The sequence below is a fragment of the Microbulbifer mixtoriginis (SeqCode) genome (assembly GCF_052468275.1).
On record NZ_CP174341.1, the window covers coordinates 2,458,732 to 2,482,017 of the forward strand.

Annotated in this window: 30 protein-coding genes; 28 read left to right on the top strand and 2 right to left on the bottom strand. The window is 45.4% G+C overall.

Features of this window, described 5'->3' with window-relative positions; all coding sequences use genetic code 11:
* The first annotated feature begins 5 nt into the window (after positions 1–5).
* The 25 genes from ACJJIC_RS10890 (at position 6) to ACJJIC_RS11010 (ending at position 19,916) form a co-directional block, all read left to right on the top strand.
* On the top strand, positions 6–506 hold the full coding sequence (locus ACJJIC_RS10890) for a MarR family winged helix-turn-helix transcriptional regulator (RefSeq protein WP_252085438.1): 501 nt from the start codon (positions 6–8) through the stop codon (positions 504–506).
* Between the two features lie 25 nt (positions 507–531).
* On the top strand, positions 532–1,722 hold the full coding sequence (locus tag ACJJIC_RS10895) for an amino acid aminotransferase (RefSeq protein ID WP_445356895.1): 1,191 nt from the start codon (positions 532–534) through the stop codon (positions 1,720–1,722).
* Between the two features lie 92 nt (positions 1,723–1,814).
* Positions 1,815–3,182: a class II 3-deoxy-7-phosphoheptulonate synthase gene (locus tag ACJJIC_RS10900; protein ID WP_445356896.1), complete on the top strand. Its 1,368-nt coding sequence runs from the start codon at positions 1,815–1,817 to the stop codon at positions 3,180–3,182.
* 1,168 nt (positions 3,183–4,350) lie between these two features.
* Positions 4,351–4,881: a hypothetical protein gene (locus ACJJIC_RS10905; protein ID WP_444884613.1), complete on the top strand. Its 531-nt coding sequence runs from the start codon at positions 4,351–4,353 to the stop codon at positions 4,879–4,881.
* Positions 4,882–4,967: 86 nt separating this feature from the next.
* Complete coding sequence (locus ACJJIC_RS10910; protein WP_444884614.1) at positions 4,968–5,471, top strand: hypothetical protein; 504 nt, start codon at positions 4,968–4,970, stop codon at positions 5,469–5,471.
* A gap of 149 nt (positions 5,472–5,620) precedes the next feature.
* Entirely contained in the window at positions 5,621–6,010 is a 390-nt protein-coding gene (locus tag ACJJIC_RS10915; RefSeq protein ID WP_444909963.1) for a hypothetical protein, read from the top strand.
* A gap of 95 nt (positions 6,011–6,105) precedes the next feature.
* A complete protein-coding gene (locus ACJJIC_RS10920; protein WP_445356897.1) occupies positions 6,106–6,381 on the top strand; it encodes a hypothetical protein in 276 nt (91 codons plus the stop codon).
* Positions 6,382–6,543: 162 nt separating this feature from the next.
* A complete protein-coding gene (locus ACJJIC_RS10925; RefSeq protein ID WP_445356898.1) occupies positions 6,544–6,930 on the top strand; it encodes a hypothetical protein in 387 nt (128 codons plus the stop codon).
* A gap of 96 nt (positions 6,931–7,026) precedes the next feature.
* Positions 7,027–7,383, top strand: coding sequence for a hypothetical protein (locus ACJJIC_RS10930; protein ID WP_444909961.1), 357 nt, complete (start codon positions 7,027–7,029; stop codon positions 7,381–7,383).
* A gap of 689 nt (positions 7,384–8,072) precedes the next feature.
* Positions 8,073–8,393, top strand: a complete 321-nt coding sequence (locus tag ACJJIC_RS10935) for a hypothetical protein (RefSeq protein ID WP_444909960.1) — start codon at positions 8,073–8,075, stop codon at positions 8,391–8,393.
* A gap of 126 nt (positions 8,394–8,519) precedes the next feature.
* Positions 8,520–8,936, top strand: a complete 417-nt coding sequence (locus ACJJIC_RS10940; RefSeq protein ID WP_445356899.1) for a hypothetical protein — start codon at positions 8,520–8,522, stop codon at positions 8,934–8,936.
* Between the two features lie 95 nt (positions 8,937–9,031).
* Complete coding sequence (locus ACJJIC_RS10945) at positions 9,032–9,337, top strand: hypothetical protein (RefSeq protein ID WP_445356900.1); 306 nt, start codon at positions 9,032–9,034, stop codon at positions 9,335–9,337.
* Positions 9,338–9,425: 88 nt separating this feature from the next.
* Positions 9,426–9,770 carry a DUF6966 domain-containing protein gene (locus tag ACJJIC_RS10950; protein WP_444909959.1) on the top strand — a complete coding sequence of 115 codons (345 nt, stop codon included), beginning with the start codon at positions 9,426–9,428 and terminating at the stop codon, positions 9,768–9,770.
* Positions 9,771–9,777: 7 nt separating this feature from the next.
* Entirely contained in the window at positions 9,778–10,233 is a 456-nt protein-coding gene (locus ACJJIC_RS10955; RefSeq protein WP_444909958.1) for a hypothetical protein, read from the top strand.
* A 21-nt stretch (positions 10,234–10,254) separates the two neighbouring features.
* Entirely contained in the window at positions 10,255–10,830 is a 576-nt protein-coding gene (locus ACJJIC_RS10960) for a hypothetical protein (RefSeq protein ID WP_445356901.1), read from the top strand.
* A 144-nt stretch (positions 10,831–10,974) separates the two neighbouring features.
* The gene (locus tag ACJJIC_RS10965) at positions 10,975–12,339 is read left to right on the top strand and encodes an IS4 family transposase (protein ID WP_445356902.1); all 1,365 of its coding nucleotides are present in this window, start codon (positions 10,975–10,977) and stop codon (positions 12,337–12,339) included.
* A gap of 1,441 nt (positions 12,340–13,780) precedes the next feature.
* Positions 13,781–14,785 (top strand): hypothetical protein, encoded by a 1,005-nt coding sequence (locus ACJJIC_RS10970; RefSeq protein WP_445356903.1) that lies wholly within the window; start codon positions 13,781–13,783, stop codon positions 14,783–14,785.
* Between the two features lie 567 nt (positions 14,786–15,352).
* Complete coding sequence (locus ACJJIC_RS10975; RefSeq protein WP_445357884.1) at positions 15,353–15,502, top strand: transposase; 150 nt, start codon at positions 15,353–15,355, stop codon at positions 15,500–15,502.
* A 24-nt stretch (positions 15,503–15,526) separates the two neighbouring features.
* On the top strand, positions 15,527–15,718 hold the full coding sequence (locus tag ACJJIC_RS10980; protein ID WP_444909955.1) for a hypothetical protein: 192 nt from the start codon (positions 15,527–15,529) through the stop codon (positions 15,716–15,718).
* A 119-nt stretch (positions 15,719–15,837) separates the two neighbouring features.
* On the top strand, positions 15,838–16,008 hold the full coding sequence (locus ACJJIC_RS10985) for a helix-turn-helix domain-containing protein (protein WP_445357885.1): 171 nt from the start codon (positions 15,838–15,840) through the stop codon (positions 16,006–16,008).
* Positions 16,009–16,118: 110 nt separating this feature from the next.
* Positions 16,119–16,487, top strand: coding sequence for a DDE-type integrase/transposase/recombinase (locus tag ACJJIC_RS10990; protein WP_445357886.1), 369 nt, complete (start codon positions 16,119–16,121; stop codon positions 16,485–16,487).
* A gap of 396 nt (positions 16,488–16,883) precedes the next feature.
* A complete protein-coding gene (locus ACJJIC_RS10995; protein WP_445356904.1) occupies positions 16,884–17,108 on the top strand; it encodes a hypothetical protein in 225 nt (74 codons plus the stop codon).
* Positions 17,109–17,426: 318 nt separating this feature from the next.
* Positions 17,427–18,302, top strand: a complete 876-nt coding sequence (locus tag ACJJIC_RS11000; protein WP_445356905.1) for an RbmA family biofilm matrix protein — start codon at positions 17,427–17,429, stop codon at positions 18,300–18,302.
* A gap of 299 nt (positions 18,303–18,601) precedes the next feature.
* Positions 18,602–19,336 (top strand): RbmA family biofilm matrix protein, encoded by a 735-nt coding sequence (locus ACJJIC_RS11005; protein WP_445356906.1) that lies wholly within the window; start codon positions 18,602–18,604, stop codon positions 19,334–19,336.
* A gap of 424 nt (positions 19,337–19,760) precedes the next feature.
* Positions 19,761–19,916 carry a hypothetical protein gene (locus ACJJIC_RS11010; protein ID WP_445356907.1) on the top strand — a complete coding sequence of 52 codons (156 nt, stop codon included), beginning with the start codon at positions 19,761–19,763 and terminating at the stop codon, positions 19,914–19,916.
* An 858-nt stretch (positions 19,917–20,774) separates the two neighbouring features.
* Here the strand turns inward: ACJJIC_RS11010 and ACJJIC_RS11015 are convergent.
* The gene (locus ACJJIC_RS11015) at positions 20,775–21,311 is read right to left on the bottom strand and encodes a hypothetical protein (RefSeq protein ID WP_445356908.1); all 537 of its coding nucleotides are present in this window, start codon (positions 21,309–21,311) and stop codon (positions 20,775–20,777) included.
* A gap of 296 nt (positions 21,312–21,607) precedes the next feature.
* On the opposite strand from ACJJIC_RS11015, the gene ACJJIC_RS11020 reads away from it, so the two are divergent.
* The 3 genes from ACJJIC_RS11020 (at position 21,608) to ACJJIC_RS11030 (ending at position 22,717) form a co-directional block, all read left to right on the top strand.
* Positions 21,608–21,958 carry a Y-family DNA polymerase gene (locus tag ACJJIC_RS11020; protein ID WP_445356909.1) on the top strand — a complete coding sequence of 117 codons (351 nt, stop codon included), beginning with the start codon at positions 21,608–21,610 and terminating at the stop codon, positions 21,956–21,958.
* Between the two features lie 349 nt (positions 21,959–22,307).
* Positions 22,308–22,601, top strand: a complete 294-nt coding sequence (locus ACJJIC_RS11025) for a hypothetical protein (protein ID WP_445357887.1) — start codon at positions 22,308–22,310, stop codon at positions 22,599–22,601.
* Positions 22,598–22,717, top strand: coding sequence for a DUF4113 domain-containing protein (locus ACJJIC_RS11030; RefSeq protein ID WP_445357888.1), 120 nt, complete (start codon positions 22,598–22,600; stop codon positions 22,715–22,717). Before ACJJIC_RS11025 ends, ACJJIC_RS11030 begins: the two co-directional genes overlap by 4 nt.
* Positions 22,718–22,777: 60 nt before the next feature.
* On the opposite strand, the gene ACJJIC_RS11035 is transcribed toward ACJJIC_RS11030, so the two are convergent.
* On the bottom strand, positions 22,778–23,158 hold the full coding sequence (locus tag ACJJIC_RS11035; RefSeq protein WP_444909949.1) for a hypothetical protein: 381 nt from the start codon (positions 23,156–23,158) through the stop codon (positions 22,778–22,780).
* Positions 23,159–23,286 lie beyond the last annotated feature (128 nt).

Here is a 23,286-nt window from a genome sequence, read left to right on the forward strand (position 1 = left end):
CAGCCATGACCAATGACCACAATTCGCCGGATGCGGCGGTAAAGCAGGATGAGTTGCGCCTGGAGAAGTTCTTGCCATATCGCCTTTCGGTGCTCTCGAACCGCGTGAGTAACGCCATCTCTCAAGCGTATGGTGCGCGCTTCCATCTCACCATTCCCGCCTGGCGGGTGATGGCCATTCTCGGGCGCTTTCCCGATCTTTCCGCCGCTGAGCTGGTGGAGCAGACAGCCATGGATAAAGTGGCCATTAGCCGCGCTGTTTCCTCTCTACTGAAGAACGATTACATCACTCGCAGTGAAGACCCTGCGGATCGCCGTCGTCAGGTGTTGAACCTGTCTGAGCTGGGGAGTGAGGTGTATGCGCGCATAGTGCCGCTCGCGCAGCAGTATGAAAATGATTTGATCGCCTCGCTCTCCTCTGAGGAGCGGGAGCAACTGGATGGCATTATCGAAAAACTGATGGTTCGCGCTAAGGAGTGGTCCGAGCGCGGCTTGATAGACCAATAAATAGGATAAATAAAGGAGTTTTCAAATGTTTGAGCATTTAAGCAGCCTACCGCCAGACCCAATTCTCGGCCTGCTGGCCAGCTACCGTGCGGATGAAAACCCCAGCAAAATTGACCTTGGGGTAGGGGTCTACAAGGATGAGGCCGGCCACACTGCCGTTTTACAGGCGGTAAAAGAGGCAGAGACTCGCTTACTGCAAAGCGAGGAAACCAAAGCCTATATTGGCCCTGCGGGAACCCCAGGGTTCAATTCGGTGATGCAGGAGCTGATCCTGGGCGCTGGCCATCCGGCCATGATTGGAGGCCGAGTGCGCTCAGCGCAAACCCCCGGTGGATGTGGAGCCCTGCGCGCTCTGGCAGAGCTGATCAATCGCGCCAAGGCTGGGGCCACGGTTTGGGTGAGCGATCCTACCTGGGCGAACCATGTTCCGCTTCTTGGTAACGCTGGCCTCAACATCAAGAGTTACCCTTATTACGACCGCGCTACCAGCAGCTTGCAGTTCGACAAAATGGTGGAGGCCCTAAAGAACGTGGGTGAGGGTGATGTGGTTCTGTTCCACGCCTGCTGCCACAACCCCTGTGGTGCGGATCTTTCTCGCGAGCAGTGGAAAGTACTGGCAGAAATGGCGCAAAAACAGGGCTTCACCCCGTTTATTGATATGGCCTACCAGGGCTTTGGCGAAAGCTTGGAAGACGATGCCTATGGTCTACGCCTGATGGCTGAATCTGTGCCCGAGATGTTAGTGGCAGCCTCCTGTTCTAAAAACTTCGGCCTCTACCGTGAGCGTGTAGGCCTGGCGATGGTGATCTATGCCAACGGTGAGAGCGCCGATAAAGGCCATAGCCAGATGCTGAGTGCCATTCGTGGGAACTATTCCATGCCACCTTCCCACGGTGCAGCGATTGTGGAATCTATCCTTACAGATGCAGGCCTTAAAGCGAACTGGGAAGCGGAATTGACCGAGATGCGTGAACGTATCAACGGGCTACGCGCCGGTTTGGTAGAAGGCCTGGCCGCTGCCGAAGCTGCTGGTGATTTCGGCTTTATCCGTCAGCAGAAAGGCATGTTCTCCTTCCTGGGCATTAGTCCAGAGCAGGTGCAGCAGCTGCAGAAGGACTATTCCATCTATATGGTGGACTCCAGCCGCATCAGTATTGCCGGTTTGAGCTCCAACAATATGGAATACTTCTGCAAGGCAGTTGCCAGCGTGCTGTAAATTCGGCACATTTGGGGGTGAGCGTATTGCTCACCCTTAAGTTTTACCTAAAGATGTAAGAGTGAAAGATGGAAGTTGAGCTAGGAGTCCCAGTGTCTGAATCCCCCCCCCAAATCTGGACCCCGCAGAGCTGGCGAAACTTCACCGCACACCAACAGCCTAAATACACCTCCACCGATGATGTTGCCCAGGTTGCCAAACAGTTAGCTGGCCACCCACCTTTGGTATTTGCTGCCGAAGCGCGTGAGCTGCGCCGTCAATTGGCCCAGGTAGCGGAGGGTAAGGCGTTTTTGTTACAGGGCGGCGACTGTGCCGAATCTTTTGCCGATTTCAACGCAAACCGCATTCGCGATACATTTAAAGTGCTGCTGCAAATGGCTGTAGTACTGACATTTGCAGGTAATTTACCCGTAGTAAAAGTGGCACGGATGGCCGGCCAGTATGCTAAGCCCCGATCTGCCGATACTGAAACGATTAATGGTGTTGAGCTGCCAAGTTACCGTGGAGATATTATCAACGGTATCGACTTTACTGCGGAAGCTCGCCAGCCAGATCCTCAGCGTATGGTTACCGCTTATAACCAGTCGGCGGCGACTCTCAACCTGCTGCGCGCTTTCGCCCAGGGCGGCCTGGCTGATTTACACCAGGTGCATGGTTGGAACCTGAGCTTTCTTAAGAACAATCCGCAGCGTGAAAAATACGCACTCTTAGCCGAGCGCCTGCAAGAAGCGCTGGAATTTATGGCGGTGTGCGGCGTTACCTCAGAAAATACTCCCGCAATTCGAGAGACGGTGCTTTACACCTCGCACGAAGCACTATTACTGGAATACGAGCAGGCGCTCACTCGCACCGATAGCCTCACCGGTAAATGGTATGACTGTTCTGCGCATATGCTCTGGATTGGTGAGCGAACTCGCCAGCTGGATGGTGCCCATGTGGAATTCCTCTCCGGGGTTTGCAATCCTATCGGCGTAAAAGTCGGCCCCAATATGCAGCCTGATGAGCTGCTGCGCTTGATCGATAAGCTCAATCCTGAGAACGAAGCTGGCCGCCTTACCTTAATTACCCGTATGGGAGCCGATATCCTCGCCGATAAGCTGCCCTCACTGGTACGTGCAGTGCAGGCAGAGGGGCGCTCTGTGGTCTGGAGTACCGACCCCATGCATGGCAATACGGTAAAAGCTGGCAATGGCTACAAAACCCGCGATTTTGATAAAGTTTTACGAGAGATCCGCGACTTCTTCTCGGTACACTGGTCCGAAGGCAGTCACCCCGGAGGTATCCACCTGGAAATGACCGGTGAACATGTTACAGAGTGCACTGGTGGCGCCTGGAAAATTTCCGAAGCGGATCTTGCCAGCTGCTATCGCACCCAATGCGACCCAAGACTGAATGCCGACCAAGTGCTGGAGCTGGCTTTCTGCGTATCTGAATGGCTGCGTGCTGGGCGAATTGCCTAACGGCTTAATTTAAATACTAATACATTAAAACCCCTTGCTCTGAGATCGTTAATTGGGCAAGGGGTTTTTCTTTACTGGAAATAAAGCTGAGGGTTAAGTGCGAGCTGATAGTTCCAGCGCTCAATCATTTCAAATGTGAAACCTACCTCCAATTCATGACCAAAACAGAACAGAGATTTCGATCGTCGTGACCGTTATTTTTGAGAAGTTGTGGGTTGGTGATGAAAGTCTAATGAAATCAACGGGTTGGATGCGGAAAGAAATCTATGATAGTGGTCATGATGACCATTTTTCCATTTGTGAAGATAGTGCCAATTAATTGTATCTAGTTGATTTTTGAGGGGAAGTCAGAGCCATGGCGGGAATTTGCATCTGAAATAGTAATCAAGATAATAGTGGTCGTGATGATCACTATATAAATGTTATTGTGGCGGTCAATTTTTAGATAGTTTGTAGTTGCTGCAAGTAACAATCTCTACCTGAACACACTTCAGCAGAGAGTTCTCCTGCAAACTGGTACCGCAGTTTCGTTCAAGTGCCTTCGTTTTAAGCCAACAAGTTCTGCAAGTTAGCTGCCGCATCGTGGAGTGCCAGTCAGTTAGTTAACCGTTGGGGAAAGTATGGTATTTTCCCCTGTAAATTTATCGGGCAGTGGCTAGCCAAAGTTGGCTGGCAGAGAGCAAGTAGGTCGTTCAGTGCGCGCCAGCTATAACCAGGCCAGGCAAGATCGCCCAGCCGGAGGCTGGGCTGGACAGCCTACGCTTCGCTTCGGCTGCCCTTGCTGGCAACGTTATTGTGGCGGTCAATTTTTAGATAGTTTGTAGTTGCTGCAAGTAACAATCTCTACCTGAACACACTTCAGCAGAGAGTTCTCCTGCAAACTGGTACCGCAGTTTCGTTCAAGTGCCTTCGTTTTAAGCCAACAAGTTCTGCAAGTTAGCTGCCGCATCGTGGAGTGCCAGTCAGTTAGTTAACCGTTGGGGAAAGTATGGTATTTTCCCCTGTAAATTTATCGGGCAGTGGCTAGCCAAAGTTGGCTGGCAGAGAGCAAGTAGGTCGTTCAGTGCGCGCCAGCTATAACCAGGCCAGGCAAGATCGCCCAGCCGGAGGCTGGGCTGGACAGCCTACGCTTCGCTTCGGCTGCCCTTGCTGGCAACGTTAACCATCTATGAGAACACCAGTATCCATCGCAGGAATCGGAGTAGTAATTGGCGTGACGATCCAAATGGGATTCCTGCTCAATTCAGAAGTGCTTTATGGTAGCTACTTAACTGCTTTAGGGATTTTATTGGGCCTTGTAGTCGGTGTGGCTATCTATTTATACAAAAAGCATAGAAATGCCCAGTCAATGTACGTCATGCTGGACTACAGCGGTAAGCTACCCTGGTATAAGGGTGTATTTCACACAGAGCTAATCTTATCGCTTTGTATCGTGTTTACGATGGTTGCCGTATCGCTTTTAAACAACGTACCTAATGTCTTTGCCACTTATGAACAAGGCTTCGTTGTTTCGAAAAAAGGCGAGCGTCGCATTCGTTACGACCAGTTTCAATATATAGAGCTTACTGATAATGATGTTGTCGTAAAGCACTTAACTGAAAACAAAAATTTCACAATAGGTCAGCAGGTCACGGTAAAAATGCGCAAGGGGCTTTTAGGTTTTCCCCTAGTAGTGGAGGTACTGCCAAGCAATGGTTAACAAGGCAAGGCACAATCGCCAGTAAAGCTGGCTGGACCTACGCACTTTGTGCTCCGGCCTGTGCTTGCGACGTTAAAGGTACGTCAATGATTAGAGCAGTTCTCGTAATAGTCTCCCTAAGCATAATGTCGGGTTGTGTTGGTTTTGCTGTTGGAACTTACGGGAAAAAAGAATGGGCTAGAACAGAATTCAGTCTAGGGAATGAGAGAAATAAATTCTCATTCGAAAAGAGAGATTCGCCTTACTCAGAACTTGAAATTATCGAACGTTGGGGAAAACCTGATTCTGTAGATCAATTTGAGTATTGCAAAGTACTTATATATAAAGACGGAACGTCGTGGGCTGGTGCTGGAGCATTTGTTGGCGTAGTACCAGTTCCGCTCGCAGTACCAACTGGAACGTATAAGAATCGCTTCTATCTTCGTAACAATGCAGCTGTTGGCTTAATTCAAGAGTACGGAGAAGTAGATCGTGCTGTTGGATATACGTGTGGTAGTAACGAGTGCGCGGCTAGCTCTGGTGAAAAGGTTAATGAGCCTGAGGTTGATCCTAAAGTGGCAGTAACACAGTGGTGTGGCAAGTCCCTTTAACAAACGCAGGCAGTATAGCTCCGGCCCTTCGGGCCTGCGCGGGACGCCCAACGCTGTGCACCTATTGTGCTTGTCGCTGCGCTCCTTTTTAGCACAATAGGTGCACAACATTGGTCGCCCCTGCTGCGGTCGTTATGCATAAAGGCCGAATGAATATCATCTACTCAAAATTGATAGAACTGATTGGCTTAAATGAAGGAATTGTGTGGGGCGAAAGCTCGTGCCACGATTCTTACTTCCGTTTACAATTTTACATTCATGATTCTAAAACCAGATTGTTAGCTCATTATGTGGCAGAAGCTTCAAATACGCTATTAAATGTTTATGCTAAAAAGCCACCAGGAGAGCTTGATCACGAGAATAACTTTGATAGTGAGCTTGTCCATGAGTACAGGTCTGATTCGGATGATGATGCTCTGGATAAAGCATGTTGGCTAGGTGCGCATTTTACCTGGGCTATGTATAAAGCTGGCATAATCAGCCCCAAAATGGAGCAAGAATTTTGTGGTGTGTTTGGCGCGGCAAGTAGAAATGCATAACAAGCGCATGTTGTTCGCCGCTATCGCGGCCGGACGGCTTACGCTATGCTCCAGCCGCCGCAAATGCGAACGTTATGAGTAATGGGTAGTACGGAGTGGAAGAACCAAAAACAATGAAAATATTGCAGTTAATTACTGCAATATTACTAATGTTGATAGTTTTAGTGCTGGGCGCAGTGATGCTCGCAAATGGGTACTTTTCTGGCGAGATGGGCAGTATAGGAAGGGGGGGTAGAGAGCAATATACATTAGCAGACGATCCTGGTGGATATTGGATGAACATGCTTGTGGGTATAGGGTTATGGTTGTTCATAGCTGGTGGGTTAATACATCATATAGTTAAAACAATACGCGGTATTAAAAACTCATAACAAAGCCAAGCATCTGACGGCTTTTCCGTTGCTTGGCTTATGCGCTTTCCGCTACGCTAGCGCAATACCAATCAACTACAAAGCCGCAGCTGTTGGCGGCGTTAAGTACACAAGAGTATGGCGTTCATAAAATTTAAAAAGGTTTGGGAAGATGATGATTCTATGTTGCAACTAGAATTAGCAGCCTCTAATGATCTCCTAGCTACAACACAAGATTTTTATATCTATCCAGATGACTTTTCTGCCTTCGCAAAGCAGCTTGAAAATTTCTTTCCGAAGCTTGGCAAAGGTGAGGTTGTACTGGAGTACGGTTCAGAGGTATCAAATTACTACGCTTATGTTTTGTGCAAAGTAACTTACAAAAAACTCGGAGAACTAAATATAGAAATTCGTACCAATAACAACTCCGAAAATAAAGACGAATCTACGGCGATTGCACATTTCTTTTCCAGTATATCTAACCAAGAACTAAACAACCTTGGTAAAAAGCTGGTAACTTGGACACAAAACATGGAGCAGCCTTTTTCTTATGAATGGCAAAGTACTTAACAAGCAGCAGCACGATCGCCCGCAAAAAGCGCGGGCTGAACGGCCTACGCTACGCTTCGGCCGCCCGTGTGCTGAGCGTTAAGCATCAAGACACATATGCCTAAAAGAAATAAGCCCTTTTTTATCGTTTTGGCCATTGTCAGCGGCGGCTATGCAGCGACATCTGCTGTCTTGGGTGAAGTGATTGCATATCAGAGAGCTGGACTATCCGAGACTATTAATGCTTCAGATAATCCGGAAAAATTCTGGGGTGTAGTACTAATGTATACGGCCATAGCCTTTGTCTCTGCCATCCTTGGGGTGAAATCCTATTTCCATCCTAGAATACAGGCGTTTCTCAACTTTGGAATGGAGACGAAGCTTTCTCGAGTGCAAGTCATATTCATCTTATCCTTTGCGTTCGCTGTGTTTATGAGTATTACTTGGATGTCCGGTGTCCTAGCAAATGCTTAACAAACGCAAGCAGGATACTCCGGCCCTTCGGGCCTCCGCGGGACCCCCAAATCTGTGCACCTTTTGCGCGGTCGCTTCGCTCCCATTATTGCGCAAAAGGCGCACAACATTGGTCGCCCCTGTTGCGGGCGTTAAGTTTGCTGAGCATGGACGAATATTCGAGCACACGAGCTTTAAATAAAACCATCCGAAAGATGGAGAACCGCTTCGCTATCAATTTAGCCAAATCTAAATGGCAACGAAGACAGATTGAGAACAATCTCGAGTGGTTTGTAACCTGGAAAATTAAGCAGGTTACCAAGCCTGATACCTTCTGGTGTGACGGGGTCAGGGATTTACATTTGGAACGTCTATCTAATCGCTCGCTACTCATAAAGGCTATAGTTCGGATTGGTCCAGAGAGTGACGTAAATTGTATCAATGAAGCAACGTTGCATGGCACACTTGTGTTGAGCTCGCACGGTAAAAGACTTAAGAGCTATAAAATAGTCATTGAGGCAAGTGATTCTACATATGTGCTTTCGAAAAAAACTTAACAAGGCCGGGCAATTTGCTCCGGGCCTTCGGCCCTCCGCGGGACGGCTTACCTTGTGCACATTTTGCGCAGCTCGCTACGCTCCTATTTTTGCGCAAAATGCGCACAAGGTAAGCCGCCCCTGCCGGCGTCGTTAAGCCCTCAGAGAAAAAGTATGGATGCCAAAGAGTTTGTAAAACGCTGGAAGATCGAGAAAGAAGATCTCCTGAAACTTTATACCTCCGGCAGTGAAGAAACTGAGGTGGCTTCCATAATTAAGAATATGGAGCTAAACCCAAACCAGCAGAAGTTGATGGTATCAGTCCTAGATGGTGTTCTTACTGATACCTTCTATTCCTTGCTATTGGGGCTTGATGGCTCTGGAAGCATAGGCGGCACTCAACATAGATTTAAGGTATATGACGAGTCTGGAAATTTAGTATCAGATTGTGGTGATCTTGAATCTGAAGCGTGGGAACAGTTTCATGGTGAATAGCGAGCTTCGTGCCAGGCTTAACAAGGCGCTCAACTACACTCCGGCCGCAAGCGGCCGGAGTCGGACAGCCAAAAGCGTGCTTCGCACTGGCTGCCGGTTAGCTTAGCGTTATGAGCAAAACGAGCTATGTTTAAGCACATTTTAAAATCTTCGTTTTTAGTGTTTTGTGGTGGATCTATGGCCGGTGGTCTACCTGAAAATACTGAAGTAACACGGGAAAACGCTGAGTCACTATCTGTCAAGTTGGCAAAAATAGATTCTGGAAGCACTGATACTTCTCTATATCAGCTTGAGTTTGCTAACAAGCTCGGAAATTGCTTAGCGGGTCGAGTTCAAACCTATCTATTACTCGGTAAAAACGAAATTTCAGGCTCTTCTATGGATTATAAAGTTGGTAGTGAGCAACCCAGCGTTTTGCTTCATATGCCAGCATCGGGTTATGACATGGCGGTAACTGTTCAGTACTGCTGTTCAGAGGGTATGTCCCCTGGCTGTAAGCAATCAATCTCAATCAGTTCGGTCAATGGAATTGCGTCGCAGTGAGAGGTGCTCATAACAATGCCAGGCAGTATGCTACGGGCCTTCGGCCCTCTGCGGGACAGCTTACCCTGCTTACCTTGCTGACGGCGTTATGCATTATGAATAAGAGAGCTTTTGGTGTTAGTGAAGTTGTTGTTTTGATAGCGGTCCTTGGCATGCTCGCATTAATAACAATAAGGTTTTTTAGTCCGGATATTCTTGATTTTTCATTTTTGAAGTCTAGGGTGGGAGCTTTTTTATCTGGGTGTATATTTTTCTTTTTATCTTTCAGAGAGTTTGTAATTGCAAGATCTAAAAATGAGTGGGTTCCAAATAGAATTGCGGGGGTAATTCGGGTGCCTCTATATTTGGCGGCTACTATATTTTTTTTGTACCTTATAGTGACAGGGGTGGCAAATGCATAACCAGGCCAGGCAAGATCGCCCAGCCGGAGGCTGGGCTGGACAGCCTACGCTCTGCTTCGGCTGCCCTTGCTGGCAACGTTAAGTGCCTATGAGCGATAAGTACAGTGCATATAAGATAATTCTTGAAGAGTTAGTATTGGTTCTCGGAGAATATAATGAAGAGAATTGGTTCGCCTATTTCTCTAAATCCTTGGAGCTACTAGAAAACAATAAGCCACAAGCAAGTATTTCTCACTCATTGCGTGCATATGGAGGAATGTGTAGCTTCAGTGATGAATTGTATTTTACTGGCGCTCCTCCAGTTGAGGCGCAAAGAGGGTATGAGCTTCGTGAATTACTATGGCAGCAATGCAAGGACAGCGAAAATGTTCTCAAGCGTATTTTTGAGCTACGAGCACTTAACAAATTTAGGCAAGCGACGCGCGCCTGCTAAAAGCGTTATGCGTAAAAAGAACTACAAAGACATGAATGGAAAACCAGAGTTAATTGCGATAGATCATGATAACTATCATGCTCGGCATATCGGAACTACCAAAGAAGGGCTGCAATTCTTCCTAACAACTCCTTTTGAGCCGGGTATCGCTGAATATATCGCGTTATTCAAATTTGACGGGTTGGGTAATTTAGTAGATTCAGATATTGAGGCTTTAGGTCGTAGAGGTTCTTTCTCAGAAGATGAAGCAAAAGCGAAGTATTCATCGAAATTAGAAGGCCTCGGAAATGTAAGTTTAGGAAGAATTGAAGTTAAGCCTTTTTCTGTAAGGATCAATGAAACAGAATTCGGGCTAGTTGTCAGTGAGCCTGAAGATGAGGATGATATTTGGGCTGTAGAATTACTACCCGGTAACTACATGGCATTTTTTGAGCCATGGGATAGCGGCGAGTACGATACGTAGAGCGCATAACAAGGCCAGGCAATGAAGCTTCGGGCCTTTGGCCCTCCGCGGGACATCTCACCTTGTGCACCTTGTGCACCTTTTGCGCAGGTCGCTGTGCTCCCATTTTTGCGCAAAATGTGCACAAGTAAGCTGCCCCTGCTGGCGGCGTTATGCGTAAGTAAAACTATGAGTCATCCAAGAGAGCTTTTAGATATAATCGAAGAATCGTATGATCTTAATTCATTCGAAGATGAAATATTTACGTTTATGATTCGTTGTTTAAATAGGTTTAAAAACAAACTGCCTAACTCAATAAAGCAGGAGCTAGAAATCGCTAACGAGTTTCGTTTAGGCAATGTTAGTGAAACAGAGCTTGAGCTATCTAAACAACGTGTTTGGACATTTATTGCCAAAAACAAAGAACAAATTGGTAAGCAAAAAGAAAGCTTGCTTCGCGCTCTGATTTTTACTTTGTACCCAAAAATAGAATCAGATAGCGACGCATTTGAGTGGGTTGATTGGTTCATTGAGTTTTCCAACGCTTCTACACCGATGGAAAAATTTCAATGTCAGTTAATCGAAGAGATTTTCTCGGAGCAACTAAAATCCGCATAACCAGGCGCTCAGGCAAGGACGCGCATTAATGCGCGCCGCTTAGCTTGGCGCTAAGTTTATACACAAGTTTTTTTCAGTTTTATTATAAAAATCAATGAGTTACAGTTTGTACGGTATAGGAGCTACAGATTTGGCTGGATAATAATGCAGGACTGGGTCAGGGACGAAGTGAAAAATCAGGTTATGGGTGATGCACGATTGAATAAGCGGTTGTCCAATATTCTCAGTAATTTAAGTTCCGACCCAAAGAGCAGTATTCCCTGTGCAAACAAGTCTTGGGCAGAAACCTTTGCAGCCTATCGATTTATCGAAAATGATAAAGTCAACTTTGACTCCATTATGAGTGGCCATAAATCAGCCACTCTTGAAAGAATCAAGGTTCAACCAGTTGTTCTTATCCCTCAGGATACCACTTTCCTAAATTTTGCTACCGATTTAGAAAGCAAAGAAATGGGAACACTCCGACGCAAAGAGACTAATCAGCAGCTCCTACATACGTCTATCGCTATAACACCATCCAGAGATAATCTGGGTATTATTGAGGGTAGCATGTGGCAGCGAGATAAAGAATCTAGTGCTAATTCTCGCTATACCAAGTCGATACAAGATAAAGAGAGTCGACGTTGGCTAGACCATTATGAATCAGCTTGTGAGATACAAGAGCACTGTCCTGAAACCACGATTGTGAGCATTGCGGATAGAGAGGGGGATATTCATGAGTGGTTTCAATTAGCTGAAGATCAAAATGAACATCGGCGTGCAAGCTATATTGTTCGAGCCAAGGCTAATCGTAGTTTAGAGATCGAAGGAGAAGATACGACTTTACTTTGGGACTATTTGACCAAACAGAAGTCCATCGGAAAATACACAGTAGGTATCCCCAAAAGAAATGGAGAGCCAGAAAGGGAAGCTAAGGTCAGTGTATCCATTGCAGAAGTAAGATTGCAGGGAAAAGGAAAATCAAAACGACCTCTTTCTATCTACGCAGTTTTTGCTAAGGAATTAGGCCCACCAGAAGGCAAGAAAGGTATTGAATGGATGCTGCTGACCGATCTTGCAGTTGAGGACTTTAAGCAAGCAAGGATTATCATTGAGTGGTATCGAAGTCGATGGGAAATTGAAACCTATTTTAGAGTGGTGAAAGGCGGATGCCAGATAGAAAGTAATCGCTTTAGAACCGAGCAGCGAATGCTGAACTGTATTGCAATCTATATGATTATTGGGTGGCGTCTACACTCCATGACAACACGAGCACGAACGCTTCCTAATACATCGTGTACGAAAGTCTACTCTGAAAAAGAGTGGCGTATGATATGGATAATGCAGGCTAAAATCTCCCCACCAAGTGAAGCTCCAAGTATGAGAGATATAACTCGTATGCTGGCAGGACTTGGAGGCTTTCTGGGGCGGAGCGGCGATGGTGAGCCTGGAGTTAAAACCGTTTGGCAGGGGTACACTAAAATTCTCCATTATATGGAGGCAGCGGAGGCTTTAAATGGACTTAAATGATGTGTATAAAACACAGACTGGGCGTTATGTGTGAGTAAAATTTTGAGTTATCAATGAAATTATTTTATGAGATATGCTTCTTCGGCTTTTGCATAAGTTTGTTTCTTATTGGGGTTATGATATTGGCAACAGGAGATCTTCCTCAAGGTAAATCCGCTGAATTCTTTGTGAAGTGAGAGGGTAATAGAAGATATTTTGTTGGTGGCTTCCTAATATTTGCATCATCGTTACTTGCAGGATTAAGAATTAAGGATATAGCTAAGGATGGCTAGTTACATAACAAATTACAGGAAAGGCTCTCTCTAATTGCTTGGAATACGTTGGCCTAAATTTCAGGCATAGGAAGGTTTTAACGTGTCTTTCGAAACAAACGTAGCCAATAGAAATATAAATCTAAAACATAGGATGTAGATTTTGGGAGAATTACTGTTTGCACATAACAAGTTGATGCTGTTTGTTCCGGCCCTTCTGACCTCCACCGGACAGCCCGCACTTCGTGCGGCCTGCCTCAGCTCAAGACGTTTAGTTGCTAATACATGAATGAGCCTACGAGTGCACCATACATAGCACCCCTCACTGCAGGAGTTGTTGGCGGGCTGTATCTTGCACTGAATGAACTAATATTCTTCAGGGATGGGTTTTCCTTTTTGTTTGCGGGACTGTTGGGTATTTTTCTGTATGGCTATTGGGTCTGCTATTCGCTAGTATCCTTCTGTTTCCACTTAAGCTAATTTTCAAAAAATATACGCTATATATTTCCTGCGCCGCTTTTCTAGTCGCAGGTATAGTTGTTCCACTGGTGTCGCAGCATGGCCTAAATCAAATCCATGCTCATGGCATCGCCCCATACTCACCCGAAGAGAAATGGAGTACGATAAGCCGCATGGTCATAATATGCTCTATTGGGGCTGCTAGCTCTTTTAGCGCTTAGTTCACACTAAAAAGAAAGCTGCAAGTAAGTGACAACTAACAGGGCAAGACTAGGGACAAATTACCTGCGCTTCGCTCCAGCAATTTTCCTCAGCTCGCGACGTTAAATGCCAAATGGAGAAGCCATATCAACACTACTGAAAAAACTATTATCGTGTTGTCATTGTTAATGTGCATACCAACTTGGTTTTCATGTGATGGGCCGAGGATATATGTATTGCAAATAAGCCTTACCTGGAAGGAGGGAATGCATATCATTACGTATATGGCAGTATTCTCAGTACTAATTTGGATGCCCTTTTTGGGGTTTTTAGTTTTCAAATGGTCACATATACGAAATATTATAAAGGCTATAACCTTGTTACCCTTTATGAAGATTCCAAGGGTATTCCATGGTAAGAGCATTTAATAAATACATCAAAAACCGCTCCACTACGTTGGGCTCGACGTTGCTGACGCTCAGCCTTTTATGTTGGCAAGACCAAAACACTCGATCAGGAAAGGAGAAATAATGAAATATATAGTATTATCTTTTATAGTTTTATGGAGTAACTGTTCTTATTCTGCGGATTCATTCAAGATTTATATTTCCCCATTGGGGAGTGACTTTAACGAAGGCCTCACAAATTCTTACCCTATAAAAACCCTCTCGCGAGCTCAAGATGTTCTTGAACTATACAAACCCAACCAGCCAGTAGAGATTCATATAAATCAAGGAACTTACTTTAGTCAATCAGTTGTCTGGACCTATACTAATGGCCACTCAATTACATTTACACCTATCAATTTCACAAAGGACAGGCCTGTTTTTGATGGAGGTGGTAATGTGGATACCTGGTTTACATTGAGAAAGTCAAATAGTTCAGCAAGTAATCTGAAATTTAGATATATTAAAGTTCAAAATTATCACACAGCCATGTCATTTGAAGGCAATAGAAGCCACGTTAGCAATTGGAATTCTGAAAATGAATTGTATGGAATGTATTTTTATAGGATAGGAGGAAAGTATACTGGTTTTGGTAACTCTACAGCCGCTGTTCGCTTTGTGAATTCTCGCAATAATTCAATTGCTAATACACACTTCGTAGATATATTGAACAACCCGGCAGGGGCATCAGCAATTCATGCAATATACTTCGCTCATTACTCGTCGAATAATGAAGTATTAAGTAATCGTTTTCTGCGTATAAATGGAGACCCAATAAAGGTGAGAGATGAATCAAACTATAATTACATAGCTGATAATCGCTTTTACTCTTCTGGGCGAGTGGCTTTTTATCAAGGGTGGTACTGTAATGCGGATGTTAGAGGATGGAATCTAGATGACAGCAACTCTGATGGCTGTACTAAACCATCTGGGGAATGCCCCTCTATTGGTAACGAATTCCGTAATAATGATCTATATGGAGGCTATGATGGAGCCATCAAGGTTTTTGATGTGCGAGAAGTCGATAATTATTGTGGAACAATAAGCAGTCCAAGATTGAGAACATCGGGCAACGTTAAATACTATTAAACCACTGCTAATAAAGCGCTGCCACGGAAAATTTACCTACTAAATTTTCTAAATTTCCGTGGAGCGCGGTATTAGGTGCTCTACTCATGATATTTTTATCTGTAATTGGAGTTGTACGAAGGTCTTTATCTGTAATAGCAGAAATACCCGAATAGTATAAGCATGATGCTATCAAAAAACATCGATGGAGCAGAAGGTGTCATTATCTATAAAGTAAAAAGTTTGAATCTACATTCGGTAAATGGGCAACACTATTCTTACAAATTAGATACTGAAATGATTGAAGAACTAAAGTGAGTAGCCCCAAAAGGTAATTGCTATTCCATCCATACAGAGGGTGAGTGGAAATCACCGATAAAGGTAGGCAAAACTAGAATTGTAATACTGAGCAATAAATACACAGGTGAGTGTGGGGCAATCGAACCAGGTTTCTATGCGCCAGCAACTGAAGATTATGTGTCATTATTTAATTCCATCGTTTCATCCGAGACCTAACAAGTTGCTCAACTAGCGTTCTGATCTTTCCCCATTTTAACGGACACCAAAGTCAAACAGACGAGGTGTCTTATACCGAAATACAACAAACCTAGAAAGACTTGGCAGTATTCAAACGAATTCAAAGTGAAAGCGGTAATGCTTAGCTTGATAGAGGGTATTCAAGTTAAGGAAGTGGCTGAAACTCTCGATATTCACTCTTTCATGCTGTCACGATGGTGAAAAGAGTATCAGGAAGGAAAGATTGTGGCTGATAAACGAAAAAAGCTTACTGGGGTAGTCTCTAGAGCAGAAAAGGAACTTTTTAGAGTAAAGCGTTTAGTGGCGGAGAATCGTAAATTAAAGCAGGAGCTTGATTTGCTAAAAAAGTGGCAACGGTTTCTTGCGGAGGGACATCAGCAAGATCTCAATTCGTCCAGAGGTTCGGATCAGAACTAGGAATCAAAAGAACTTGTCAGTGGCTGAGTGTATCATGCAGGGGCTATTGTGATTGGCTGAATAGGACGCGATCAGAATGAAAATACCAAGATGATGGTCTCAAGATTCAGATTTAAAAGATTTCCGATGACTCTGCAGGGCGCTATGGTAGTCCAAGAATTTGGAAAGTCTTGCTGACTAAGGGCTATGAAGTTAGCCCTAAGCGCGTAGCCCGGCTGATGCAGGAATTAGGGGTCGTAGCCATAGTTACGGGAGTGACACGTAGGGCATCAGGCATAAACGTTTCCTAGCCTCCGAGGAGAATCTTAGACCGGATGGAGCTGTGCCTAAAAGCAGGAATCAAGTTTGGGATGCTGATGTGACCTACCTTAAGGCTAAGGGGGAGTGGTAGTACTTGTCAGTGGCGATGGATTTGTTCTCTCGCCGAATAATCGGTTGGAGTTTAGATACGAAGAGAACAACAGAATTAACTCGAAAAACCCTGATAAATGCTATAAGGGAAAGAGGATCACAGCCGGGATTAATATTATACACGGACAGATGTGTAGAGTACAGAGGAGCTGAGTATCAAAAAGAGCTGAGAAAATATGGTATCAAGTATAGCTTAAATAGAGCAGGTAAATGTACGGATAATGCTCATATGGAGTCGTTCTTTCACAGCTTGAATGCTGAACTGATTAGAGAAAATAGCTTTCAGGCAACAAGCTATCTGAAGTATGCTCTGGCTCGATACATTAATGATTTTCTAAAAAGTGAGAAGCATACCTGAAAGATCAAAAGCTGAAAGAAAGGTAAAGCTGCCCGCAGCTTGTCGAACAGATCAAAAATCAGGTCTGGGTCGGTGACGTTGGCCAGCTAGTATTTCAATTACTCGGAGTAGGGCGCTTAGGTGGCTGGGCTGTCTACGACCAAAGCCAGTTTTTAGCGGTTATCGGTGAATGACCAGAGCGCAGACATCAGCCCAGGCCCGAAGGCACAAATCTGCGTATTAGCAGGAATCAAGCAGATTTAGCGACATACCCAATAACGGCAAAGCCTACGCACAAGAGGACACCCTAGCGCCCGCCGTCAAGCCCGGGACACTATCGACGCACAACTGCAGCTAGAAGAGCAGGCCATACAAAACGATCCGCCGGGCACTGCCAGTAATGGCGAGCGTTACCTAGTGGCTTCGGGAAGCGGCGCCTGGGCCGGCAAATTCGGCCAGCTTGCTCGCTATGTGTCAATGTCAGGCTACAGGAAATTTTGTCTGGCAAAAGTGGCCCCGAAAAAAGCGGACAATCTGCTGTATATGAAAGGCAGTGGCGGCTGGCGTATCGCTTACCGCTGGGGGACTCTGCCGAAGATCACAGGGAATGCAAACAGTGATTTGGCTGGGGTGCTGGGGTAGATGTTATCCGCGTTAAATAATGTTTACTGGGGCAACCAGGTTAGTTGATCACTCTGCTTTTAACTGTTGGCTTAGTTGGTACATATATAGAGGTGAAAATTTTGGGGCATGGGGAAAGAATGAAATAAAATACTTCGGACAGTTTTGGCCTAGCTGTTTTAGGGTTGTAGCTCTGTAAAGGTATTTTTTCACAATTTGGAGATGTCCAAGAGTGCGATTAATGCCGATTATCAAGCTGCAGGCCTTATTAGGGTTGGGCATTAAAAAAACTGTCCGAAGTATTTATTTTTTTCATGGTATATGTAATAGGTTGTAATTTTGAAAAAGCTGGCTACAGAATCCGCTCTGCACAGGGCTGTGTTAAAAAATTCTATCGGTGGTATCACTTTTATCTGTGCATCGGCACTGGTTCATGCGGATACAATCAGTACAAAAATAGATCTAGGTGAGCCGTTTCCCTTTAGGATGGAAGATGGAGTTAGACATGAGGTGAATTTAGATGTTGGCTATCAATTCGATAACATTAAGAAAATTTGCATCAATACTAAGGTTAAAAATGGAACTGCCGACGCAGCATTTTATATAACAGAAAGTGAACCTTCAGGGCCTTTCACTCTCCCAATTATTGATTCGATGGCGCAAATGCTGGTTAGGAGTATAGAGCTTCCAACACCGGAAAATCCTAACCCTGTACCACAGCTACAAGAAAGCATCAATTTCTGCGAGGAAGAAAATAGCGTATTAGCAAAAAATTTTCTTGATGGAGAAGGCAAGTTTACGTTCAATGTATCTGGTGGTTATGTAGATTTCTGGGACTTTGAGCTGGTTGTAGATGGGGATGTCTCTGATACTCAGTTGGCGATTGTGCTTGACGAACCTGTCGAATTTTCAGTTCCTGCCTATGGAGGAAGAGTCAATTACGATGCGAGTATTCGCAATTTAGATTCTTCACAATCATTGGTTGCTCTTGAGCAATGGAGCGTGCTCACTCTTCCCAATGGGGATAATTACCCCATTCATAAATCACGTGATGTCGTGTTGAATTATTCTGAGGCAAAGGACTACACTCGAAATTATCTAACGATACCAGGGTGGTTTGAGGCTGGAGATTACGAGTTAACTTGGTATGTCACTGACCCAAGCACCGGGGTTCGGGTGAAAGACAGTCTGTATTTCACTAAAAGTGCTGACTAAGTTTTAAGCTTTCGACTGAGCTGGGGCGCTCTTGTGTCCCAGCTCTTCCTTTATCAAACCAAGGGCTTTGCTTTTTCATGACTGGGTTATAAAAAGCTGTCCGAAGTATTGTTGTGCCTCATAATGTATGTAATGGAATATCGTTTTGAAAAAAATCACAAGTAAATACCCTCAGTATAGGGCTGTATTGAAGAATTCTATCGCTAGTTTCACTTTAATCTGCGCATCGACCTTGGTTCAGGCAGATACGATCAGTACAAAAATAGATTTAGGTGAGCCGTTCCCCTTCAAGATGGAAGATGGAAGATGGAGTTGAGTACGAGGTGGATTTAGATATTGGCTATCAATTCGACAGCATTGATAACGCTTGTATCAGTAACGAGGTTAAAGGTGGAAATGCCTCTAAGGCATTTCTTGAACTGGAAAGTGAACCTGCTACCGGGTCCTTCATTTTGGGTTATTCTGAGTCCCATGAAATAGGGATGATATACAGCTTCGATTTTCCAACACAGGAAAACCCCAATCCTGTCTCAGAACTGATAAGTTTCGGTTTTTGTGCTGGAAGATTTAATGGTAGCCTCCTGAAAAGAAACTTCCTCGATGGGGAAGGTAAATTTACGGTCAGCGTATCCGGTGGTTATGTTGAATTCTGGGACTTTAAGCTGGCTGTTGAAGGGGACCTATCTGATATTCAGCTGGCGATTGAGCTTGATGAATCTGCCGATTTTTCAGTACCTTCCTACGGGGGAAGAGTCAATTATGATGCAAGTATTCGTAATTTAGATTCTTCACGATCATTGGTTACTCTTGAGCAATGGAGCGTGCTTACTCTTCCCAATGGGGATAAATATCCTATTCATAAATCACGGGATGTTGTGTTGAACTATTCTGAGGCGAAGGATTACACTCGAAATTATTTAACGATACCAGAGTGGTTTGAGGCTGGAGATTACGAGCTAACTTGGTATGTCGCTGACCCAAGCACCGGGATTCGGGTGAAAGACAGTCTGCATTTCACAAAAAGTGCTGACTAAGCTTTCGACTGAGTTGGGATACTCTTGTGTCCCAGCTGTCCCGTTCTAATCATATATGGCTCAGTCATCAAAATAAGTTTTGGATGTTAGACTGCCTTTCGATGTTAAAGCACTGTTGTGTATTTCTCTTACTTGCCGTAACAGCCACTTTAAACGGCTGCTACTAAACTGAGCCCGAGGTTTATGATCACAAGTAGTGGCTTCCCCAGTGGTCCAATGCCGATGGTGATTGTCAGAGCACTCGCCAAGAGCTGCTGATTCACCTCTCCTTGACTCCGGTGAACCTCAGAAATGAAAAGGCCTGTACCGTTATGCCACGCTTATGGGTGGCCCCCTATAGCGGCCAGTTTTTCCAAAAGGCTTCGGATCTGGATGTTGAGCATGTAGTCCTGCTCGCTTGAGTCCATAAGTATGGCGGTGCCAATTGGGCCTACGAGCAGCGCCGCGCCTTCGGCAAAGACCCGGCCACCTCTGGCTGGTGGAAGAGGGCCATAACCAGAGTAAGGGCGATAATGGCCCCGATGAGCGGCCCCCTTACCAGAGCCATCTACAAGCGGCAGTTTGGGATAGTGGCTGGTAAGTATGGGCTGATGTGGCGCAAAGAAATTAGGCCCGATAAGTAGGGCCTATTTTTTAGTTGCATGCTTATACCTGAGTTTGAAAAACCTTGCTCTTGCAGAAGGCTTTCAAGTTTTGTAAGCGCAGCAGCTTTGCTTCTGCGAGTGAAGGTGACGCCTACGGGTGTTCTGATTTCATAAGTAGTGGTTACAATGTCTGCGCCATCGACTTCCGTGATTTCATTAAGAATGAAGTCGCTTTCTTGAAGTATATTGGTTTCGGTGTGTACTTCAATTCCCTTTTCTTTAGAGGTTTCAACGTCTATATATTGACCACTTACTAGCCCTTTAATTCAACAAATTATTTATTACGATAAATTTCCCTCGGTGTAATGTAGTTAATCGAAAAAATGAATTGGGAGATATACAATCATTGACCAACAACTGCTCGGTTTCGTGCATGTATTGAGGAGGCAGACAATGCCAGGCAATAATTTGATCTGGATCGAATTTAAGCCCGATTTAATAGTTCGCAAGCTCTGTGTTGAGAGGGCGTGAATAACATAGAGAGCATTTCACTGGTACTCATTGCCGGGATGACCTACTGCGAAATCATTGAAGGCTTCTTGTGCATTTTACTGGTACTCTTGCAATGCCTAATGTCCTGCCTTGAGGGAGGAGGGCACCAAAGATTCCCAAGTGTGTCAATGCGCCCAGGAGGACAGACTGGCGCCGCTTCGGCCCGCCGTCCAAGGTGGTGAGGTTGGAAATTGATAGCAATATGCGGATGCGCTCTATTGAAATCCTAATGAAGTCCAGCAGGCGCCGCATACTGGAGTTTTGGCAAAACCGAAAATCGGGCTTTTAACTCTACATGGTGTTTAGTTAGTTGCGCTAGTCGACAGAGTGGAAAAGTGGTTATGTCCATCTTTAAAGATGCTTTTTGTGAGGGTGTTCAACTTCTTTTGTAGCCGCTTAAAATTTTCATGGTCCTGAGCAAAAATTCCAACCGACTGCGAGGCAAGCTCAGTTGATTTCCTCAGATCTTCAATCAGCGTTTGTACTTCTGGTTCGAAGTGGGGCGCCAGTTTCCCCAGCCTTTTATCAACTTTATTGAGGTGCGAGATGAAGGATTTTTTGGATTTTGTAGCTTTGCAGCCGGGACCATCGTCTTTACTTATTTTCTCGAATTCAGCTAGAAGGCGGTTTAGTTTCGACTCTAGGCCACTTATCAAAAGTACGGCATTTTCGTATGCCTTCATCTTTTCATCGTAAAGGACTTTTTTCTCAGGAACTCTGCCTTCTAAGCTTTTTAGTGGCTTTATTACACGCCAGACTATAAAAGCGCTAATTAGGAAAAAGGTTGTCGTGACAACGGCAGTGCGAATGACCTTTGTTCCAAGTTCGAGCTCGTCCATGATTTCTCCTGAGTCATTATTAAAAATAGTCATGCGATGCAGCAGCTTCTGAGTGGTTACTCCTCAGTCTTCACCGCAAATAAATCTGGCTGCTGTTTCAGTACTATCGAAAACTCCAGCCTGGTAATCAGTCGCCCTGTTGGTTGTTATGCGGCGCACCCTTATTAGGTATAAATTGATTCGCCCCATTTGTACCGCTTAACCTGCGAGAATGTAAACCATAAATCTGTACACCTTAAAGCGGTCGCTGAAGCCTCCAGACATGGGGCCTGCAGGATAGCCGCTATGCCAGCGGTGTGCAGATATTCCGGCCGGACCTGCGCGCCCACCGGGTAGTGATTTTCTCCAGCAATTATCTACTGTATGGCGGTACTTTCCAGCGGGTGATGGCCACTTTGCGCGAGTTCGGCCCGAATGTGGAAGTCTACAGCATTGATGAGGTGTTTATGGACCTGCACGGGATGCAAGTGGATTGGCAGGGCTACGGCCACAAAATCCGTAACACGCTCTGGCATAATATCCGCATGCCTGTGGGAGTGGGTATCGCCCCCAGTAAGACATTGAAGAAGCTCGCTAACCGCGGGGCCAAGCCCCCCCCCAAGTGCGATGGCGTCTGTGTGCTGGATACCCCGCAGAAATGGCAGTAGATACAGCGCCGCACTACCGTCAGTGATGCGTGGGGCATAGGTCGGCGTCTCACCAATCGTCTGGCGGATTTCGGCATAGAGACCGCCTATGACCTGGCCAGGTCAACCCAAAAATATTGCGCCGCCGTATCAATATGAATATTGAGTGCACTATTGAAGAATTGAGCGGGATTCCCTGCCTGGGATTGGAAGAAGAGCCCCGGCGAGGAAGCAGAACTATTTCACCCGCTCCTTTGGTGAAAAGCTCAGTGAGCCAGCGCCCAGACTGCAAGCCACCGCCCTCTAGGCCAGAGGGGTCACAGAGAAGCTGCGCGCACAGAAATCCCAGGTAAAGTCGATACAAGTATTCCTGTATATCTCACCCCATGAACCCAGCTACTACAGCCGCAGCGCCGAAGTGCAGCCCCTATACCCAACCGATGACATGTGGGTGATCGTACGGCTGGTGAGAGAAGTCATTGCCGAATTATACGGCACAGGCTGCCGCTTTATGGAAGCGGGCGTCGGACTAATCGAGATAATCACCCGTGCGCTCGGCCAGAATGATTTGTTCACCCCAGGGCAATCACTCAGGGCAGACCAAGCAGGCGAGGGGCCGGATCAAGAAAAAGTTTTGTCGCGGGAGGCTGTTTCTAGGAGCTGAAGGCATCAAGAAAATGGAAGATGCGGCAGGTATTTACATCGCCTACCTATATCGCCCGGTGGGGGAACTTGCCTGGGGTGGTGACTGGAGGGGTTGGTAAAGTTTTAGTTTTATAAGTAAGTGCTTCGTTCAACTTTTGGCTTTGAGTCACGAAGATGAAAATCCCTGATTACTTGTTACACCGACTTGATAGCACTTACGAGGCCCTTCACCAACCGACCTGTTAAAGTTGCAGGAACAATATGAAAACCAATTACAAGTACACGATCGACTAGGCGAATTTCTCTGTACTGTACAGGGGAAAGCTTTTTCTTAATGGTAATCGTCTCTGCTCCTAGCCAAGATTTACTTCCATAGGTAGCTTTATTTCCTTGTTCTAAGTCGACAGAAAACTTCTTTAACTCGGATGCGTCCATTTGAATTAAGTGGGAAGTTTTTTGGTATGCAACAGCAAAGTTGTAGGAAGGGTCAATTTTTAGTTCAAAATGATCGGCGGAAATTTTAGATAGTACGACTAAAACCCCATTATCGTTATCTCTAAATATTTCTCTATTCATATTTATGTGGCCAGCGCCGCGGAGTGGCTTTGCCCTAAGCATCGATTTTAAAGAGAGAGTATTTATAGTGGTTGATTCACTAACTGATGCCTAGATTGTGTTGCCTCTAAAGGTGTTACGCGCACTTT

Bases quoted from the DNA above. Each gene is read 5' to 3' on its own strand.
- ACJJIC_RS10890 (WP_252085438.1), top strand. From the start codon at position 6: ATGACCAATGACCACAATTCGCCGGATGCGGCGGTAAAGCAGGATGAG.
- ACJJIC_RS10895 (WP_445356895.1), top strand. From the start codon at position 532: ATGTTTGAGCATTTAAGCAGCCTACCGCCAGACCCAATTCTCGGCCTG.
- ACJJIC_RS10905 (WP_444884613.1), top strand. From the start codon at position 4,351: ATGAGAACACCAGTATCCATCGCAGGAATCGGAGTAGTAATTGGCGTG.
- ACJJIC_RS10910 (WP_444884614.1), top strand. From the start codon at position 4,968: ATGATTAGAGCAGTTCTCGTAATAGTCTCCCTAAGCATAATGTCGGGT.
- ACJJIC_RS10915 (WP_444909963.1), top strand. From the start codon at position 5,621: ATGAATATCATCTACTCAAAATTGATAGAACTGATTGGCTTAAATGAA.
- ACJJIC_RS10925 (WP_445356898.1), top strand. From the start codon at position 6,544: ATGTTGCAACTAGAATTAGCAGCCTCTAATGATCTCCTAGCTACAACA.
- ACJJIC_RS10930 (WP_444909961.1), top strand. From the start codon at position 7,027: ATGCCTAAAAGAAATAAGCCCTTTTTTATCGTTTTGGCCATTGTCAGC.
- ACJJIC_RS10935 (WP_444909960.1), top strand. From the start codon at position 8,073: ATGGATGCCAAAGAGTTTGTAAAACGCTGGAAGATCGAGAAAGAAGAT.
- ACJJIC_RS10940 (WP_445356899.1), top strand. From the start codon at position 8,520: ATGTTTAAGCACATTTTAAAATCTTCGTTTTTAGTGTTTTGTGGTGGA.
- ACJJIC_RS10945 (WP_445356900.1), top strand. From the start codon at position 9,032: ATGAATAAGAGAGCTTTTGGTGTTAGTGAAGTTGTTGTTTTGATAGCG.
- ACJJIC_RS10950 (WP_444909959.1), top strand. From the start codon at position 9,426: ATGAGCGATAAGTACAGTGCATATAAGATAATTCTTGAAGAGTTAGTA.
- ACJJIC_RS10955 (WP_444909958.1), top strand. From the start codon at position 9,778: ATGCGTAAAAAGAACTACAAAGACATGAATGGAAAACCAGAGTTAATT.
- ACJJIC_RS10960 (WP_445356901.1), top strand. From the start codon at position 10,255: ATGAAGCTTCGGGCCTTTGGCCCTCCGCGGGACATCTCACCTTGTGCA.
- ACJJIC_RS10965 (WP_445356902.1), top strand. From the start codon at position 10,975: ATGCAGGACTGGGTCAGGGACGAAGTGAAAAATCAGGTTATGGGTGAT.
- ACJJIC_RS10970 (WP_445356903.1), top strand. From the start codon at position 13,781: ATGAAATATATAGTATTATCTTTTATAGTTTTATGGAGTAACTGTTCT.
- ACJJIC_RS11005 (WP_445356906.1), top strand. From the start codon at position 18,602: ATGGAAGATGGAGTTGAGTACGAGGTGGATTTAGATATTGGCTATCAA.
- ACJJIC_RS11015 (WP_445356908.1), bottom strand. From the start codon at position 21,311: ATGGACGAGCTCGAACTTGGAACAAAGGTCATTCGCACTGCCGTTGTC.
- ACJJIC_RS11035 (WP_444909949.1), bottom strand. From the start codon at position 23,158: ATGAATAGAGAAATATTTAGAGATAACGATAATGGGGTTTTAGTCGTA.